The sequence below is a fragment of the Streptomyces coeruleofuscus genome, assembly GCF_039532725.1.
GTDB lineage: Bacteria > Actinomycetota > Actinomycetes > Streptomycetales > Streptomycetaceae > Streptomyces > Streptomyces coeruleofuscus.
Window position 1 is genome coordinate 197,027 of sequence record NZ_BAAASE010000010.1, and the last position, 18,624, is coordinate 215,650.

Annotated in this window: 13 protein-coding genes and 1 pseudogene; 7 read left to right on the forward strand and 7 right to left on the reverse strand. The window is 69.6% G+C overall.

The features are described 5' to 3' along the window. Positions 1-60 precede the first annotated feature (60 nt). The 5 genes from urtB to ABFX81_RS33210 all read left to right on the forward strand — a co-directional run bounded on the left by urtB (position 61) and on the right by ABFX81_RS33210 (position 9,028). On the forward strand, positions 61-945 hold the full coding sequence (gene urtB / locus ABFX81_RS33190) for an urea ABC transporter permease subunit UrtB (RefSeq protein ID WP_086853025.1): 885 nt from the start codon (positions 61-63) through the stop codon (positions 943-945). Beyond that, positions 942-2,063, forward strand: coding sequence for an urea ABC transporter permease subunit UrtC (gene urtC / locus ABFX81_RS33195; protein ID WP_086853023.1), 1,122 nt, complete (start codon positions 942-944; stop codon positions 2,061-2,063). Before urtB ends, urtC begins: the two co-directional genes overlap by 4 nt. Further along, positions 2,060-2,833, forward strand: a complete 774-nt coding sequence (gene urtD, locus ABFX81_RS33200; protein WP_086853021.1) for an urea ABC transporter ATP-binding protein UrtD — start codon at positions 2,060-2,062, stop codon at positions 2,831-2,833. Before urtC ends, urtD begins: the two co-directional genes overlap by 4 nt. Positions 2,834-2,838: 5 nt before the next feature. Beyond that, positions 2,839-3,531 (forward strand): urea ABC transporter ATP-binding subunit UrtE, encoded by a 693-nt coding sequence (gene urtE, locus ABFX81_RS33205; protein WP_086853019.1) that lies wholly within the window; start codon positions 2,839-2,841, stop codon positions 3,529-3,531. A 280-nt stretch (positions 3,532-3,811) separates the two neighbouring features. Continuing rightward, a complete protein-coding gene (locus ABFX81_RS33210) occupies positions 3,812-9,028 on the forward strand; it encodes a family 43 glycosylhydrolase (protein ID WP_086853017.1) in 5,217 nt (1,738 codons plus the stop codon). 165 nt (positions 9,029-9,193) lie between these two features. On the opposite strand, the gene ABFX81_RS33215 is transcribed toward ABFX81_RS33210, so the two are convergent. The 5 genes and pseudogenes from ABFX81_RS33215 to ABFX81_RS33235 all read right to left on the reverse strand — a co-directional run bounded on the left by ABFX81_RS33215 (position 9,194) and on the right by ABFX81_RS33235 (position 12,512). After that, positions 9,194-9,613, reverse strand: coding sequence for a hypothetical protein (locus ABFX81_RS33215; RefSeq protein ID WP_086853015.1), 420 nt, complete (start codon positions 9,611-9,613; stop codon positions 9,194-9,196). Positions 9,614-9,903: 290 nt separating this feature from the next. Further along, a complete protein-coding gene (locus ABFX81_RS33220) occupies positions 9,904-10,701 on the reverse strand; it encodes an SMI1/KNR4 family protein (RefSeq protein ID WP_086853070.1) in 798 nt (265 codons plus the stop codon). 85 nt (positions 10,702-10,786) lie between these two features. Further along, positions 10,787-10,983: pseudogene (locus ABFX81_RS33225) on the reverse strand (transposase); the annotation flags it as partial. A 68-nt stretch (positions 10,984-11,051) separates the two neighbouring features. Next, the gene (locus tag ABFX81_RS33230; protein WP_086853013.1) at positions 11,052-11,669 is read right to left on the reverse strand and encodes a mycothiol transferase; all 618 of its coding nucleotides are present in this window, start codon (positions 11,667-11,669) and stop codon (positions 11,052-11,054) included. Positions 11,670-11,774: 105 nt separating this feature from the next. After that, positions 11,775-12,512 (reverse strand): SDR family NAD(P)-dependent oxidoreductase, encoded by a 738-nt coding sequence (locus tag ABFX81_RS33235; RefSeq protein WP_086853011.1) that lies wholly within the window; start codon positions 12,510-12,512, stop codon positions 11,775-11,777. Between the two features lie 146 nt (positions 12,513-12,658). Between ABFX81_RS33235 and ABFX81_RS33240 the strand changes: the two genes are divergently transcribed. Both ABFX81_RS33240 and ABFX81_RS33245 read left to right on the forward strand, forming a co-directional pair. Next, positions 12,659-13,459, forward strand: coding sequence for an MmyB family transcriptional regulator (locus ABFX81_RS33240; RefSeq protein WP_086853009.1), 801 nt, complete (start codon positions 12,659-12,661; stop codon positions 13,457-13,459). 119 nt (positions 13,460-13,578) lie between these two features. Continuing rightward, positions 13,579-16,710, forward strand: coding sequence for an ATP-binding protein (locus ABFX81_RS33245; protein ID WP_346139105.1), 3,132 nt, complete (start codon positions 13,579-13,581; stop codon positions 16,708-16,710). On the opposite strand, the gene ABFX81_RS33250 is transcribed toward ABFX81_RS33245, so the two are convergent. Then, positions 16,691-17,482, reverse strand: a complete 792-nt coding sequence (locus ABFX81_RS33250) for an ABC transporter permease (protein ID WP_086854823.1) — start codon at positions 17,480-17,482, stop codon at positions 16,691-16,693. The genes ABFX81_RS33245 and ABFX81_RS33250 overlap by 20 nt on opposite strands. Next, complete coding sequence (locus tag ABFX81_RS33255; RefSeq protein WP_346139106.1) at positions 17,479-18,450, reverse strand: ATP-binding cassette domain-containing protein; 972 nt, start codon at positions 18,448-18,450, stop codon at positions 17,479-17,481. The genes ABFX81_RS33250 and ABFX81_RS33255 overlap by 4 nt, the downstream gene beginning before the upstream one ends. Positions 18,451-18,624 lie beyond the last annotated feature (174 nt).

Below are 18,624 nucleotides of genomic sequence, written 5' to 3' on the forward strand. Positions count from 1 at the left end.
CCCCGCGCCCGCGCACCCCCGCACGCACCCGGTACACCCGTCCTTCTCCGGAGCCGCTTCATGACGGTCATCCTCAACCAGTCCTTCACCGGCATCAGCATCGGTGCCGTCCTCCTGCTCATCGCGCTCGGCCTGACCCTGACCTTCGGTCAGATGGGCGTGATCAACATGGCGCACGGCGAGTTCATCATGGCCGGCGCCTACACCACGTACGTCCTGCAGAAGTCCGTCAGCAGCGCCGGTGTCTCCCTGCTCGTCGCCCTGCCGCTGGCCTTCCTGGTCGCCGGGGCCATGGGTGCCCTGCTGGAGTGGCTGCTCATCCGGCGCCTGTACACCCGGCCGCTGGACACCCTGCTGGTCACCTGGGGCGTCTCCCTGATGCTCCAGCAGCTCGCCCGTGACATCTTCGGCGCCCCGAACGTCCAGACCGCCGCCCCGGACCTGCTGACCGGCAACATCTCGGTCGCGGGCATCACCCTCGCCAACAACCGGCTGTTCATCCTCGGCCTCGCCCTGCTGTGCGTCCTCTGCCTCACGCTGATCCTGCGGCTCACGCCGCTCGGACGCCGTATCCGGGCCGTCGTCCAGAACCGCGACCTCGCCGAGGTGTCGGGCATCGCCACCGAGCGGGTCGACCGCACCACGTTCTTCATCGGTTCGGGCCTTGCGGGTGTGGCAGGTGTCGCGCTCACGCTGGTCGGCCCGATCGGCCCGACGATGGGCACCAACTACATCGTCGACGCCTTCCTGGTCGTGGTCGTCGGCGGCATCGCCCAGCTCAAGGGCAGCGTCATCACGGCCTTCGCGCTCGGCGTGCTCCAGTCCGTACTGGAGTACTCCACGACCGTCAGCGTCGCCAAGGTCATCGTGCTCGTGGCGATCGTCGCCTTCCTCCAGTGGCGACCCCAGGGCCTGTACACACTGCGCACCCGGAGCCTGGCATGACGACAACGACCTCCCCGACCGAGACGACATCCGTCGCCCAGCCGTCGGCGTCCCTCCCGGAACGCTTCCGCGTCCCCAGCGCCTTCCTCCTCGGCGCAGTCCTGCTCCTCGGCGTGGCCCCGCTCGTCCTCTCCGACTTCCGGCTCAACCTCCTGGCCAAGTACCTGTGCTACGCGATCGTGGCAGTCGGTGTGAGCCTCGCCTGGGGCCGGGGCGGGCTGATGGTGCTCGGCCAGGGCGTCTTCTTCGGCCTCGGCGGTTACGCCATGGCCATGCACCTCAAACTCGCCGACGCCGCCGCCACCGGCCAGACGCTGCCCGACTTCATGCAGCTCTACGGCACCAGTGACGCGCTGCCCTGGTGGTGGAAGCCCTTCGCCAACCCGGCCTTCGCTCTCGCCATGACCGTGCTGCTGCCCATGGCGGTCGCCGCACTGCTCGGCTTCCTCGTCTTCCGCCGCCGGGTCAAGGGCGCCTACTTCGCGATCCTCAGCCAGGCGCTCGCCGCCGCCCTGGCCATCTGGCTCGTCGGCCAGCAGGCCACCACGGGCGGCACCAACGGCCTGACCGACATCCAGGGCTTCTTCGGCTACGACCTCAACGACCCCGCCAACCAGCGGACGGTGTACATCATCATCGCCGCAGTGCTGCTGTTGCTGATGGCCGCCGCCCGCCAGCTGTTCGTCAGCCGCTACGGAGAACTCCTCATCGCCGTACGGGACTCCGAGGAGCGGGTGCGCTTCCTCGGCTACAACCCGGCCAACGTCAAGCTGGTGGCGTACGTCGTCGCGGCCGGCATGGCGGGTCTGGCCGGTGCCCTCTTCGTGCCCGCGGTCGGGATCATCTCCCCGGCCCTGATCGGGATCGTGCCCTCCATCGGCTTCGTCATCGGCGCGGCGGTCGGCGGCCGGGCCAGCCTGGTGGGCGCGGTGCTGGGCGCGATCGCGGTGGCCTGGACTCAGAGCACGCTCTCGGACGCCTACCCCGCCGCGTGGACGTACCTCCAGGGTCTGCTGTTCGTTGTGGCGGTCGGCTTCCTGCCCGGTGGTCTGGCCTCGCTGGTCACCGTCCTGCGCAAGCGCCGTATCCCTACCCGTACGACTGGAGAGACAGCATGAGCGGCGAGGGACTGACCGTCCGCGACCTGCGGGTCACGTTCGACGGGTTCAAGGCCGTCGACGGCGTGAACCTGGACATCCGCCCCGGCGACCTGCGTTTCCTCATCGGCCCCAACGGCGCCGGCAAGACCACCCTCGTCGACGCGGTCACCGGCCTGGTGAAGGCCACCGGGTCCATGCGCTTCGGCGGCGAGGAACTGCTGGCCAAGCCCGTGCACCGCATCGCCCGCCTCGGGATCGGCCGCACCTTCCAGACGGCCACGGTCTTCGAAGAGCTGACGGTCCTGCAGAACCTCGACATCGCCGCCGGAGCCCGGCGCGGCCCGATGACGATGCTGCGGCGCCGCAAGGGCATCCCCGAGGCAGTGACGAAGGCACTGGAGACCACCGGCCTCACCGACCTCCGTGACCGCCCGGCGGGCATGCTCGCCCACGGTCAGAAGCAATGGCTGGAGATCGGCATGCTGCTGGTCCAGGACGTGAGGCTGCTACTGCTCGACGAGCCCGTCGCCGGCATGAGCCACGATGAACGCGAGGCCACCGGCGAACTGCTGCGACGGGTCAGCGAGGACCACACGGTCGTCGTCATCGAGCACGACATGGACTTCATGCGCTCCTTCGCCCGCAGCGTCAGCGTCCTGCACGCCGGCAAGGTGCTCAGCGAGGGCTCGGTCACCGAGGTCCAGGCCGACGCCAAGGTCCAGGAGGTCTACCTCGGCCGCGCCTCCGAACCCGAGCCCGCAGCCATTGCTGTCCCTGAGGAGGCGTGACGCCCATGCTGGAGATCAACACCGTCCGGGCGGGCTACGACCGTACGACCGTGCTGCACGGAGTGACCGTCGCGGTACCGAAGGACGGCGTCGCGGCCGTCCTCGGCCACAACGGCGCCGGCAAGAGCACGCTCCTGCGGGCGGCCATGGGGCTGATCAAGCCGACGAGCGGCACGATCCTGCTGGACGGCGAGGACATCACCCGACTCGCTCCGCACCAGCGGGTCGCCCGCGGTATGGCGTACGTCCCGCAGGGCCAGCAGTCCTTCCCGCACCTGACCACCGCCGAGAACCTCCAACTCGTCGCCGACGGACGCCCCGACGGCAAGGCGGCGATCGCCGAGGCACTGGACCTCTTCCCGGTCCTGCGCGAGCTGTCCGGCCGCCGCGCGGGGCTGCTCTCCGGCGGCCAGCGCCAGCAACTCGCCCTCGCCCGCGCCCTGATCACCCGCCCCAGGCTCCTCCTCCTCGACGAACCGACCGAGGGCATCCAGCCTTCCGTCGTCGCCGAGATCGAGGAGACGATCCTCGCCCTCACCCGGCGCGGCGGCCTGTCCGTCCTCCTCGTCGAGCAGCACGTGGGCTTCGCCATGCGGGCCGCCCGGCAGTACTACGTGCTGGAGGCGGGCCGGGTGACCTCCTCCGGCGAGGGCGGAGTGGAGTCCGAGCAGACCGTCAGGGCGGCGCTCAGCGTATGACGGAAGGGGCAGGCGCCACGGAGGGTGGCGTTCTGCCCACACGAAGGGCACTTGGCTCACCCCCCGGTAGACCACCACGAGCCGGTCGAGCTTGTTCGACGTGTCGGACATTGTTCGGAACCTATTGACGCTGCCCGGGACGTCGAATGAGACTCTCGCAACACACGTCACCTGCGTGTAACGGCAGGCCCCCGGCAGAGACTTGCCGTCGCCTCGTCGACCCCTCGTCCTTCCGTTCCGCCTTGTCCGCCAACAGCCTGCCTCCACAGGGAACCCCGACATGACGCACGTCGCACGATTCGCACGACCTCGCTGCCGCGCGAGACGTTGGGCGGGTTATCTCGCCGGACTGACCGCCGCGTCGATGCTGTTCACCCTCGCCGGACCCGCCGCTTCAGGGCAGGCGGCACCGGCGGTCGTAGCCTCGGAGATCACCGACGGCCTGGCCCTGTGGTACAAGCTCGACGCCGATTCCGGCAGCACCGTGACCGACGCCTCCGGCAACGGCCGGAACGGCACCGTCAGCGGTACCGCCGACTGGTCGGCATCCGGTCAGGGGCTCGCCTTCAACGGATCCAACACCTACATCAAGGTGCCGGACGACGTCATGAAGGGCATGGAATCGATCACCGTCTCCATGGACGTACTCATCGATTCCGCCCAGAGCACGCCCTACTTCGTCTACGGCTTCGGCAACACCAGCGCGGGCGTCGGCAACGGCTACCTGTTCACCACCGGCAACTCCTTCCGCACCTCCGTCGCGACAGGCAACTGGTCGACCGAACAGACCACCAAGCCGTCCGACTCGCACAACCTGACCCGCGGGGTGTGGAAGCACATCACCTACGCCCAGACCGGCTCCACGGGCGTGCTCTACGAGGACGGCGTCGAGGTCGGCCGCAACACGTCGGTCACGACCACGCCCGGCGCCATCGGCTCCGGCACCACCACGGCCAACTACATCGGCAAGTCCGTCTACGACGGCGACAAGCTCTTCAAGGGCCGTATACGCGACTTCCGCGTATACGACCGGGCACTGGCCGGCTCGGAGGTCGAGCAGCTCTCCCTCCCCGTCGCCACGCAGGGCGTCGCCGACGACAAGGACGCCCTCAGCCTCGGTGACACCAGCGGCGTCACCGCCGACTTGGACCTGCCCAGGACCGGCACGGCCGGTGGCTCCTCCATCAGCTGGGACAGCGACAACCCGTCCGTGGTCTCGGACACCGGGAAGGTGACCCGCCCCGAGGCCGGCTCACTGGACGGCCACGCCACGCTCACGGCGACCCTGAAGAAGGGAACCGTGACCGGCACCAAGACCTTCGACGTCACGGTCCGGCCCGCGCTCGGCGACGACGCCGCCACCCGGCAGGCCGCCGAGGCGCTCACGGTGCACAACCTCGACGACGCACGCGGCAACCTCACCCTGCCCAGGAGCGGCGCCTTCGGCACGACCGTGACCTGGTCCTCCGCGAAGCCGGACGTCGTCTCCGCCGAGGGCGAGGTCCACCGCCCCGCGCACGGCGACGGCGCCACCACCGTCGAGCTGACCGCCACCGTCACCAAGGGCGAGGCCGAGACCACGCGCGTCATGACGGCCAAGGTGCCCGAGCTGCCCGCCAAGGCTGACCTCAAGGGCTACATGTTCAGCTACTTCACCGGCGAGGGCACCTCGGACGGCGAACAGCTCTACGCCGCCCTCAGCAAGGGCAACGACCCGCTGCACTGGCGCGAGCTGAACGACGGCAAGCCGGTTCTCACCTCCACGCTCGGCGAGAAGGGTCTGCGCGACCCGTTCATCATCCGCTCCCCGGAGGGCGACAAGTTCTACCAGATCGCCACCGACCTCAGGATCTACGGCAACGGCGACTGGGACGCCTCCCAGCGCACCGGCAGCAAGTCCATCATGGTCTGGGAGTCCACCGACCTGGTGCACTGGACGAACCAGCGTCTGGTCAAGGTCTCACCCGACAGCGCGGGCAACACCTGGGCACCGGAGGCGTTCTACGACGCCGAGCGCGGCGAGTACGTGGTCTTCTGGGCGTCGAAGCTGTACGACAACGCCGACCACTCCGGCGACACGTACAACCGCATGATGTACGCCACCACCCGCGACTTCCACACCTTCAGCGAGCCCAAGGTCTGGATAGACCGCGGCTACTCGGTCATCGACTCCACGATGATCCGGCACGACGGGACGTACTACCGCCTGTCCAAGGACGAGCGGAACAACACCTCCTCCACCCCCAACAGCAAGTTCATCTTCCAGGAGAAGAGCGACTCGATCCTGGACCCCTCCTGGACCGCGGTCGCCGAGGGCATCGGCAAGGGCGCGATGAACGCCGCCGAGGGACCGCTGGTGTTCAAGTCCAACACCGGGGAGAAGTGGTACGCGTTCCTCGACGAGTTCGGTGGCCGCGGCTACATCCCGTTCGAGACGACCGACCTCGACTCCGGCACCTGGACCCCGTCCACCGGCTACGACCTCCCCTCCAAGCCCCGCCACGGCACCGTGCTGCCGGTCACCCAGGCCGAGTACGACCGGCTGCTGCGCGCCTACCAGCCCGACCAGCTCGTGAAGAGCGTCGAGGACGTGTCGGTGAAGACGCGGGTCGGCGTGGCCCCGGTCCTGCCGGCCACGGTCGTCGCCGAGTACGCCGACGGCGTCAAGCGGCCCGTCTCCGTCGACTGGGCGGACGTACCGGCGGCGTCGTACGCACAGCCCGGCACCTTCACCGTGACCGGCAGCCTGTCGAACGGCGCCGCGATTCCGGTCCGGGCCGACGTCACCGTGTCGGAGGAGGGGCCGGACACCCCGGCCGACCTGCTGCTGCACTACGACTTCGACGAGACGAGCGGCAGCATCGCCCGTGACTCCAGCGGGCACGGCAACCACGGCACCTATGTCCGTACCCCCGACTTCGGCAGCGGCGTGCACGGCGGCTCGTTCAGGATGTCCGGCGACTCCGGCTCGCCGTACGTGAAGGTCCCGAACGGCGTGCTGAAGAACGCCGACAGCGTGACGGTGTCGACGTACGCCAAGTGGAAGGGCGGCAGCAGCTTCCAGTGGCTGTTCGGGCTCGGACCCGACAGCGACAAGTATCTGTTCGCCACTCCGTCCAACGGCGGCTCCAGCCTCTACTCGGCCATCACGAAGGCGAGTTGGTCGGCGGAGTCCAAGCTCACGGCCGGCTCGCAGCTCACGCCCGGCCAGTGGCGGCACGTCACCGTGACGTTGGACGGGGCCACCGGCACCATGGTCCTCTACGCCGACGGCGTCGAGGCGGCCCGCACGACGACCACCGTCAAGCCGTCGGAACTGTACGACGCCGCCAAGGACTACAGCGGCTACATCGGCCGGTCCCTGTACGCGGCCGACCCGTACTTCGGCGGCGAGGTCGACGACTTCCGCGTCTACGACCGTGCCCTCACGGGCGCCGAGGTCATGGAACTCAGCGGCAACACCGCGGGCATCGCCAAGGCGACGCACCCGGCGCTCAAGGTCGACGCCCTCATCGACAACGAGGGCGGCACGATCACCCTGCCGATGAAGGAGGGCACCGATCTCACCGCGCTCGCCCCGGAGTTCGCGCTCGCCGAGGGCGCGACGATCAGCCCCGCCTCCGGCAGCGTGCGCGACTTCACCCAACCGGTGACGTACGAGGTGACCGGGTCGGACGGCAAGAAGCGCACCTGGAAGGTCTCGGCGCTGATCATGAAGACACCGGTCCTGCCGGGGCTGAACGCCGACCCGAACATCGTGCGCTTCGGCGACACCTTCTACATCTACCCGACGACCGACGGCTTCGAGGGCTGGAGCGGCACGCAGTTCAAGGCCTACTCCTCCACGGACCTGGTCCACTGGAAGGACCACGGCGTCATCCTCGACCTCGGGCCGGACGTCAGTTGGGCGGACAGCAGGGCCTGGGCTCCGGCGATGACCGAGAAGGACGGGAAGTACTACTTCTACTTCTGCGCCGACGCGAACATCGGCGTCGCGGTGTCCGACTCGCCCACCGGGCCGTTCAAGGACGCCCTGGGCAAGCCGCTGCTGAAGGCCGGTGACTTCCGCGGCCAGATGATCGACCCGGCGGTCTTCACCGACGACGACGGCACGAAGTACCTCTACTGGGGCAACGGCCGCGCCTACGTCGTCCCGCTGGGCGACGACATGACCTCCATCGACACCTCGAAGGTCCAGGACATGACCCCGAGCGGCTACAACGAGGGCACCTTCGTCATCAAGCGCAAGGGCACCTACTACTTCATGTGGTCGGAGAACGACACCCGGGACGAGAACTACCGCGTCGCCTACGCGACCGGTCCCTCGCCCACCGGCCCGTGGACCAAGCAGGGTGTGATCCTGGAGAAGGACCTGTCCCTGGGCATCAAGGGACCGGGCCACCACTCCGTCGTCCACGTCCCGAACACCGACGACTGGTACATCGCCTACCACCGCTTCGCCATCCCCGGTGGTGACGGTACCCATCGCGAAACCACCATCGACAAGCTGGAGTTCGACTCCGACGGCCTGATCAAGAAGGTCGTCCCGACCCTCGGCGGCATCGACCCGGTCACCGTCGTCCACGCCGGGCCGGACGCCACCGGTGCCGAGGGAGAGGCGATCACGCTCGCCGGCACCGTCTCCGGGGCCGGTACCCCCAAGTGGACCGTCCAGGACGGCGCCCCGTGCGCCGTCAAGGATCCGGCGTCGGCCCGGACGACCCTCACCTGCACCGACGACGGCACCTTCCAGGTCAGCCTGACCGGCGGACGCGGCACCGACACGGCGTCGGTCAAGGTCTCCAACGCCGTCCCGTCGATCACGTCCGCCAAGGGCCCCGGCTCGCCCGTCCGGGCGGGCAAGGCCGCGGTCGTCACGGCGTCCTTCGCCGATCCGGGCTCGGCCGACAGCCACACCTGCGAGGTCGACTGGAAGGACGGCAGCCGGCCGACGGCCGGCACGGTCACCGACTCCGGCTGCCGCGCCGCACACGTCTACGAGGACGCGGGCATCCACCGCCCGGTCGTCACGGTCACCGACGATGACGACGGCACGGACTCCACCACGCTCGCCGAACTGATCGTCTACGACCCTGCCGCGGGATCCGCTGCCGGCGTCGGCACGATCACCTCGCCGGCCGGTGCCTACCCGGCCAAGCCGGGGCTGACCGGAAAGGCGGCGTTCACCCTGGGCGCCCAGTACCGGAAGGCAGCCACTGTCCCCACCGGCAAGGCCACGTTCGTCTTCGGCTCCGCCCGGCTCACCTTCCGCTCGACGGGCTCCGACTGGCTCGTGGTGAACGGCTCCCAGGCCACCTATCAGGGCACCGGGACGGTGGGCGGCAAGCGTGGCTACGCCTTCAGAGTCACCGCCACCGACGGCCCGGACACCTTCCGCATCAGGATCTGGAAGAAGTCCACCGGTGATGTCCTCTACGACAACAGGACCGGCGCCCGGACGAAGGGAGTCGTCACCATCGGAAACCACCGACGCTAGGGTTGCCCTTCGGAGATCACCGGTTGGTGAGTCCATGGTGGCTCGATGCCGCGCCGTGAACTGACTGGCGGAGTACCGGCCTTGGCCGGCACGTGTCCCGCGTGCCGGCCAAGGCCGGTACGCGGCTCGCGCCCTGGCCTGACCCTGCCACGTGGAGGTCTCGCGTCAGCCCTCCACCTGTCCCCGCACCCGCCGGGACGGTGTGAAGCCGTACAGGTCGAGGATGCCGGGCGGGTCGACGAGGCCAGGCCCGCCCTGTTCGATCCAGGTGGTGATGTCGGCGGTGGCGTCAGGGTCGTTGACCAGGCCGAGCCACACCGGCCGGCCGCCTGCCGCGCGGCCGGCGGGTGAGGGCTGCACGACGATGACGTTGGCGTGCTCGCAGGCGTCCAGGCAGTCGGTGACCCGAACGGTGGCGGTGCCGTCGAGCGCCTGGCGCAGGCCGCGCAGCTGAGCCGCGTGGTCGAAGCCGGGGATCTTCGGCGTGCCGCAGCAGCACCCCCGGCACACGGTGACCGTGCACCGTGCCGTCCGGGCCGACGTGGGGGAGACGGCAGCGGCAGTACGGCGGGAGCGCTTGCTCACGCGGTGTCCTTTCCCATGACGGTGGAGTCCTCGTGCCCGGCGACGCCGAGCGACAACAGCAGCGTACCGATCATGTCCGAGACGACCAGCACGGCGATGAACTCACCAGGCGTCGGGCGGTGCGGGACGGCCGAACGACGGTCGTGCGTCTACCAGGTGACCTACGACGGGCGCACTTAGCGGGATGTCGGCAACGTGGAGTTCACGGTTGGAGCCGAACTCGGTGTTTCTTCCCTGCTCTCGAAGGCGCCGCCAACCGGGCTGCGGATGCCGTTGGCGGCGCGGTTCGGTCAGTCGCTCTCCGCGTAGTTCATGAACCAGTGGGTGTCGAAATAGTGGGCCATCGTGAACGGGTGGTGTGGGTCGATGAGGATGCGGCAGACGAACTCCGAGGCCTGGCAGTCAAAGGGGACATCCTCGCCGTCGAAAGACCGGACCACGACGGGCCAACGGTCAGGGTCGTCGGCGCCGGTCCTCCAGCAGTACAGGTTCTTGTGCTCCGTGCCCGCCCAGATGAGCAGTCCGTCCTCTCTGAGGACTGTCCACGGCTCCTGATTCAGGCCCAGCCACCCGTCGAAGGCGCCCTCCCCAAACGTTTCGACCATGCGCTTGTAGTCGCTCGGCAGCGCGGTGCCCAGGCGCGACTCCACCTCGGCCCAGTCCACATCTGGTCGCTGTGCGGGCTGCGTCCAGCCGGTGATCCGTGTGAGCCGCTCCATCCAGTCGACGTCCTCGTCCGGAGCGACCGCCATGGGTTCTGGCGCCTCCCTGTGAGCGACCACCAGCACCGGCCGCTCGGTCCCCTCGGCGTCCCGCGCCGTACCCGTGCCGACCCACTGATCCCCGTACGCCCACGCCCGTATCTTCACGGCCCGGTCCTGGAAAGGGACGAGGAGAGCCGCGCCTCCGGACTCGTCGACCGTCGGATCGGTGAAGCCGTCGAGGACGAGGGTGCGCGGGGCGCCATACCTGCCGGCGAGCAGGTCGGTCAGGCCCTGCGGGTCCAGGTCGCTGGGCAGGTACATGTAGCCGTCCCCCGGTCCGAGACGGGCCAGCAGGTCGTTGACGTTCGCTTGTGTGAGCTCCATGGCGGACAGTGAAACGCACCGCACTGACAATGGGCCTGCTCCCGCCGTATCTGGCGTTCAATCCGGGAGGTGTGGGGACCCCATTTCATTCAGCGAGTCTGCGGTGGCATGTGAGGGTCGCCGCGATGCGGTGAAGGCGAGGGAGTGTTCGGGTTTGCGCTCGTGGTGGCGATGGAGACGCCGACAGCCGGCCAGCCAGGAAATCGTGCTCTCCACGACCCACCGGTGCCGACCCAGTCGCTGGGAGGACTCGCTTCGTTTGCGGGCGATGCGATGACGGATGGGAGGAGGGCCTGGCTGTCATGGAGGTTGGCGGCAGAGATACCGATCGACGAACCGGCGGAACGCAGTTACCCCCGACAGACCGAACCCGGCGGCGTCTGGTCCCAGTTGATCGGTGCGGCCGACCTGGCGGCCTGCTCGATCTTCGCGCAGTAGGCTGCGCGGGCTTCCTCGTCGATCTGCTTCTCGTGTTCGGCGCGCACTCCGGTCCGGCCGTCGAGGCCCTCGCGCAGGATATCGGCGTGCCCGGCATGCCGGATGGACTCGCCGAGGACATGGACCATGACGGCGAACAGGTTCGTGTTGGTATGAGGCTCCGGCCACCACGGGACGTGGCCGGGGGTGTCCAGGGGAAGCTCGTTGATCGTCGCGTCCGAGTGTTCCCACGTGCGCCGGTAGAACCCGATGATCTGATCGCGGGTCTCGTCCTCGGTCGCCCACAGATCGCTGCCGTTGTAGTCCTGCCACCGGGGCAGCGGTTCCGGGGAAGGGCGGTCGAAGACCTCGCCGAAGTACCTGGCCTCGACGGTGGCCACGTGTTTGACCAGGCCGAGGAGGTTGGTCCCGGTCGCTGTCAAAGGTCGGCGGGCGTCGTATTCGGACAAGCCGTCGAGTTTCCAGAGCAGCGCCTTGCGGTCCCGCCGCAGTCTCCCGTGCAGGTTGTCTTTCGCGAATTCATCGATCATGCGGCATGAGCCTGCCATGGGCTGCTCGTGGTCTCAAGATCCCGTACGTGGTCCGCAATGACTGGCAGAGCCGAGGAATGGCCATGGCCTCGAACTGGAGCGGGCTCAATTCTGGGCCGTCGGACGGACGACAATCTCGTTCACATCGACGTTTGCAGGCCGCTCGATTGCGAACGCGATGGCTTGGGCGATTGCCTCAGGCGGGATCGCGATCCGGTCCCGCATTTCCGCAATCTGCTCTCTGACTTGCGGATTCGTTGATGCGTCAGCGAAGTCGGTTCCGACTACGCCGGGCGAGACGGTGGTCACCCGCAGGGAATCACCGGCTTCCTGGCGCAGACCTTCGCAAATGGCACGGACCGCGAACTTGGTGCCGGCGTAGACCGCCATTGCCGGCACGATGCGAAACGCGGCCGTGGAGGCAGTGGTGATGAAGTGGCCCGTGCCCTGCGCCCGGAAGACCGGGAGCGCGGCGCCGATTCCGTGCAACACACCCTTGACGTTGACGTCGACCATCTCGTCCCACTCGTCGACGCGCAGATCGTCGAGAGGCGAGATCGTACCGGCCCCGGCGTTGCTGACCAGTACGTCGAGTCGACCGAATCGCTCACCGGCCAAAGCGACCAGGGCGTCCAAGTCGTCCCGCCGGGTCACATCCGTGCGGGTCTGCACTGCCGCGCCACCCGACTTCTCGATCCGCGCCACCAGATCCGCGAGACGCTCGGATCGGCGCGCACCCAGAACGAGCCGCGCGCCTCGTGCGGCAAGCAGCAGCGCGGTCGCCTCGCCGATGCCGCTGCTGGCTCCCGTGATCGCCACGACCTTGCCGTCGATTCCAGACATGGTGTCTTCCTCTTCTTTCTCGGTACCGGTTCCGGTGGATCGCCGTCCACAGGCCGTCAGTGAAAGCGGTGCCCCCGCTCGGACTTCAGTCTGGGACGGCTTTAGCCTGGTATCCAGAGCGTGTTTATTCTGGAACTGGGGCTGCTATGCAGAGACAACCGGATCAACGCCGTGAGCTGAGTGCTTTTCTACGCAGCCGCAGAGAGCGGATCACCCCCGACCAGGTCGGACTGCCCCACACTGGCCGACGCCGGACCCCGGGTCTACGCCGGGAGGAACTCGCGCTACTCGCCGGCATCAGCGCAACCTGGTACACGTACCTCGAGCAGGGCCGGGACATCCGCGCCTCGGACCAGGTGCTCGACGCCCTCGCCTCGGTTCTGCGACTCGACCGGCACGAGCGCGGTCATCTCTTCCAGCTCGCCGGTCACGCGCCTGCAGCCGAAACAGAAGAACCTGAGCCGCTCGCTGCCGAGGTGGCGGCCGTCCCACTCCTGCTCCAACCGCACCCGGCGTACATCATCGGCGGCAACTACGACGTGCTCAGCCACAACCAGGCCGCCGACGAACTCTTCCCGAACCTCACCGCGGCGGCGGACCGGCCGGCGAACTTCGCGCGCTGGGTGTTCCTCGAACCCGCGGCCCGGGAGGTTCTCGTCGACTGGGAGCTCGAGGCACGCGGCCTGCTCGCCCGGCTGCGGACGCTGGCCGGACGCCACCCAGGCGACCCCCGATACACCCGGCTGATCGACGAGCTGAACGCGGGCAGCCCGGAGGTGCGTGCGTGGTGGCCGCAGTACGACGTGCAGGCCCGGCACGGCGGACGGAAACGGCTGTGGCGCCAGGGACGCGGGGTGGTCGATTTCGCTTACACCGCATTCCACCTGGCCGAACAGCCGGAACAGACGCTGGTGATCTACTCCGACGACCGGGAATCGGCCGATTAGGCTCTGCCCTCGTGTCGTGTTGCCCCGGCTCGGCGAAAATGATCAGCACCGCACTCGCGCTCCCGGGGGCGATTTCTCGGCCCCCTCGGAGTCGCGGGCGACTTGGCTAATCTGCACGCGTGACCACCGACCTCACCTTCCTGCCGCGTGTCGCCCATCGGGGACAGGAGATCACCGCGCCCCGGCTCCGCGGCCTTCTCGCGCTGCTCGCCGGCGACTTACGCACGGGCTGCAGCACCGAGCGCCTGGTGGCGGGGCTGTGGCCGGACGAGTTGCCGGAGCGGCCGGCGAAGGCGGTGCAGGTCCTCGTGTCCAGGGCGCGGGCGCAGCTGGGCGCGGACGTCATCGTCGGCACGCCGACCGGATACCGGCTCACCCTCGCCGAGGACCAGGTCGACAGCTCCGCCCTGCTGCTGCACGCCGCCGCGAGCGCGGACCGGGCCAGGGCCGGGGACCATGCGGGATCGCTCGCCGAGGCCGACGCCGGGCTCGCGCTGTGGGAGGGCACCCCTGACGCGGCGTACGACCCGGGCGACCCTGTAGCCGCGCTGCGCACCGAGCGCGCTCCCGTCCGCGGCGCTCTCATGCGCGCGCGGGCGCTAGCGCTCGCCCGCCTCGGACGGCACGCGGAGGCGGCCGGGCCGCTGGCCGCGGCCGCCTCGGAGCATCCGCTCGACGAGGAGGTGCTCGCTGAGCTGCTGCGCTGCGAGGCAGCGACGGCGGGCCCGTCCGCCGCGCTGACGCGGTACGAGGCGTACCGCCGTGAGCTGCGCGAGAGGCTCGGCACGGATCCGGGCGCCACGCTCAAGTCCGTACAGCGGGAACTGTTGCGCGGCGAGGCACCTGTCGTCCGGCACGGTGTGCCGCACGAGCCGAACCCACTCCTGGGGCGGGACGAGGACATCGCGGCGGTGCGGCGGCTGCTGAGCGCCTCCCGCGCCGTCACTGTCGTAGGCCCCGGTGGCCTCGGCAAGACCCGGCTCGCGCATGCCGTCAGCCGCCGGGCCGAGCAGCGCCTGGTGCATTTCGTGCCGCTCGCCGGCGTCACAGCGGACGAGGACGTGGGCGCCGAGGTGGCTTCCGCGCTCGGCGCGGGCGAGGGGCGGCCCGCTGCCATGAGCGGCCACGCCTCGGCCGCTCCGGTGTCCGGCATCCTCGGCGTGCTCGGCTCCGGGCCCGCGCTGCTGGTCCTCGACAACTGCGAGCAGGTCATCCGGGGCGCCGCCGACCTCGTCAAGGCCCTGGTCTCGTCCTCCAAGGACCTGCGGGTGCTCGCCACCAGCCGGGCCCCGCTCGGCCTCACGTCGGAAGCGGTGTACGCGCTGCCGGAGCTCGGTCTCGACACCTCGGTCGAACTGTTCACCCAGCGTGCCCGGGCCGCCCGTCCCGGGGTCGAGCTGCCGCCGGACGCGGTGGCCGGGCTGTGCCGCCACCTCGACGGGCTGCCGCTCGCCGTGGAGCTGGCCGCGGCACGGGTGCGGGCCCTTTCTGTGCCGGAGATCGCCCGCCGCCTCGGCGACCGGTTCGCGCTGCTGCGCGGCGGGGCACGGGACGTACCGGAGCGCCACCGCACGCTGCACGCGGTCGTGGAGTGGAGCTGGAACCTCCTCGACGAGGACGCCAGGGCGCTGCTGCGCACGCTGTCCGTCTTTCCCGGCGGCTTCTCCGCCGGGGCGGCGGAGCATGTGCTTGGCGAGGACGCCGTGTTCCTGCTTGAGCAGGTGGCCGATCAGTCGCTGCTCACCGTCGCCGACACCCCGGCCGGCGTGCGGTTCCGGATGCTGGAGACCGTACGGGAGTTCAGCGCGGCCCGGCGTGCGGAGGCGGGAGAGGACGAGGAGGCCATCGGCCGGTTCCTCGCCTGGGCGCGGGACTTCGGGGTCACGTACCACGACTGGATCTTCGGCGCGAAACCGCTGACCGCCCGGGAGCGGATCAGGGCCGAGCAGGACAACCTCGTGCTGGCCCTGCGACACGCCCTGGCCCGTACGGACGGCCCCACCATCGCCGCCCTCACCGCCGTCCTCGCCGCCCTGTGGTCCACCGGCTCCGACTACCCCCGCCTCACCGCCCTCGCCGCGGACACCGGCCCGCCGCTGTCGCACTACCACCCCGAGCCCGAAGGTGTCGAAGTCGCCCGCGCCGCCGCGGTGTTGTGCACGGCGAGCCTGTTCATGGGATACGGCCCGCACGTCGTACGCCACCTCGTCACCCTCAGGCGGCTGCCCCCGGCCCCGCCGGACACGCTGGTGCGCGCCACGGCAATCGTGCTGAGCGCGGTTCCCGAGATGCTGCCTCCCGACTACGACGTGCTGCGGAAGCTCTGCGACAGCGAGCAGCCGCTGCTCGCCGGCGTCGCCGAGTGCGTCGCCACCTACGTCTGGGAGTACGAGCACGACCTCGACGGCGCGCTCGCCTCGGCGCGCCGGATCATCACCGTACTGGCGCCGGTCGACAACCCGTTCCTGCACATCATGGGCTACGCCCGGCTGGGCGAGCTGTGCTTGAAGACGGAGCAGGGCGAGGCCGCGTACGGGTACCTCAAGGCGGTGCTCGAGGCGCTGCCGCGGCTCGGCGGCGAGCAGGACTTCATCGGCGTCCGCTGGGGCCTCGCCCTCGCCTGCCTACAGCGTGGCGACCCCGATGAGGCCGAGTACTGGCTGCGGCAGGCGGAGGGCGACAACACCCCGCAGGACGACTCCTTCTCCGACCTCGGCGGCCGTGCCGAGATCGCGCTCGCCCGCGGACTGACCGAGGTCGGGCTCGGCTTGTGGCGCAGCGCCGCGGAGTTGGTGGCCGAGTTCGGCTCGATGCACAGCGGCGACCCCTTCCTCGACCGGTGGGCCCTGCAGATCCAGTCGGTGGCGGTGACGGCGCACGCGCATGCCGGCCGCCTCGAGCTGGTCGCCGAGCCGGTCCACCGGCTGCGGCAGGGGCTGCGGACTCTGCTCTGCGGTCCGTCCGGCTCGCCCATGGATCTCCATCTGTCAGGGACGGCGCTCCACGCGCTCGGCATGACGGGGCTCGCCTCCGGCGACGCCCGTGCCGTGCGGATGATCGCGCTGGCGGAACGGCTGCGGGTGCTGCGCGAGTTCCAGCCGACGATGTCGGCGGACCGCGCCCGGAAGGCGGCCCAGGACGCCGACAGGGCGGCCTACGCCGACGCGGTGTCGGAGTACGCCGCCCTGGAGCGGGACGAGCTGCGGGAGGCGGCCCGCGCAGTCATGGCAGCTACTTGGGGTCGCGGTTGAACAACGCCGTCGACCAGCGGTAGCCGAGCGCGGTCAGGCCGACGCACCAGGCGATCGCGATCCACCCGTTGTTGCCGATCTCGGTGCCGAGCAGCAGCCCGCGCAGGGTCTCGATGGCGGGCGTGAACGGCTGGTACTCGGCGATCGGCTGGAACCAGCCCGGGATCGCGTCGATGGGGACGAAGGCGCTCGAGATGAGGGGGAGGAGGATCAGCGGCGTTGCCATGTTGCCGGCCGCCTCGGGGTTCGGGCTGGCCATGCCCATCCCGACCGCGATCCAGGTGAGCGCCAGGGTGAACAGCGCGACCAGTCCGAATGCCGCCAGCCATTCCAGGGCCGTGGCGTCCGTGGACCGGAAGCCGATGGCCACGGCGATGGCACCGACGAGGACCAGGCTGGCGAGCACCTGCAACACGCTGCCCACGACGTGCCCGACGAGCACGGACCCGCGGTAGACCGCCATCGTGCGGAAGCGGGCGATGAGGCCCTGGGTCATGTCCATGGAGACGGCGATCGCGGCTCCGATCACGGTGCTGCCGATGGTCATCATCAACAGGCCCGGGACGAGATAGGCGATGTAGTCGGCGCGGTCCGCGCCGCCGCCGCCGATGCCCGCGCTCATCACGCCTCCGAAGACGTAGACGAAGAGCAGCAGCAGCATGATCGGCGTGAGCAGCAGGTTCAGGGTCATGGACGGGTAGCGCCGCACATGCAACAGGTTGCGGCGCAACATCGTGGTCGAGTCGCGGACGGCGAGGGAGAAGGCGCTCATCGGACGGTCTCCTTGGACTGGTCGGGGACGCCGGCACCGCCGGTGAGGGCGAAGAACACATCGTCGAGGTCGGGGGTGTGCACGGTCAGCTCGTCCGCCTCGACGCCGGCCGAGTCCAGCCAGTCGAGGACGGAACGCAGCTCGCGCTGACTGCCGTCGCTGGGGATCTGCAGCGCCAGAGCCTCGTCGTCCCTGGTTGCGTCACGCAGGGCGACGGCGGCGGACTGGTACGCGGACGGGTCGGTGAAGCGCAGCCGGACATGTCCGCCGGGGATGAGCCGCTTCAGCTCGTCGGCGGTGCCCTCGGCGGCGATCTTGCCGTCGTTGAGCACCGCGATGCGGTCGGCGAGTTCGTCGGCCTCCTCCAGGTACTGGGTGGTGAGGAAGACGGTCACCCCGTCGGAGACGAGTTCGCGGATGATCTGCCACATGTTGTGGCGGCTGCGCGGGTCGAGGCCGGTGGTCGGCTCGTCGAGGAAGATGATCCGCGGGTTGCCCACCAGAGTCATGGCGATGTCGAGGCGGCGCTTCATCCCGCCGGAGTAGGTGGAGACGGGCTTCTTCGCGGCCTCCACCAAGTCGAAGCGCTCAAGGAGTTCAGCGGAGCTACGGCGGCCCTCGCTGCGGGAGAGGCGGTGCAGGTCTGCCATGAGGAGCATGTTCTCCTCTCCGGTGATCAGGCCGTCGACGGCGGAGAACTGCCCCGTGACGCCGATCGCGGCCCGCACGGCCTGCGGGTCGTCGGCCAGGTCGTGGCCGCCGACGTGCAGCTCGCCGGCGTCGGCGGTGATGAGGGTGGAGACGATCTTGACGGCGGTGGTCTTGCCGGCGCCGTTCGGGCCGAGCAGGGAGAACACGGTGCCGGCGGGCACAGCGAGATCGATACCGTCGAGGACCGTCTTGTCCCCGTAGACCTTGCGCAGCCCCTTGGCCGCGATGGCGAGTGAGCGGGATGTCGTTGTCGTCATGCCGCAGAGGCTGCGGCAGGGCGCATTCAGCGCGGTTTCAGGGCGCTTTCAGCGCCTCGAAACCGGGGGTTGCCTCGGAGCCGACCCTCCGGCCTGTGCGAATATCTATGCAGGGCCGTCGAGGCAAGCGTGGGGGGAGCGCGTGTGCTCCGGCGGCTCGGACGGCAGGAGACG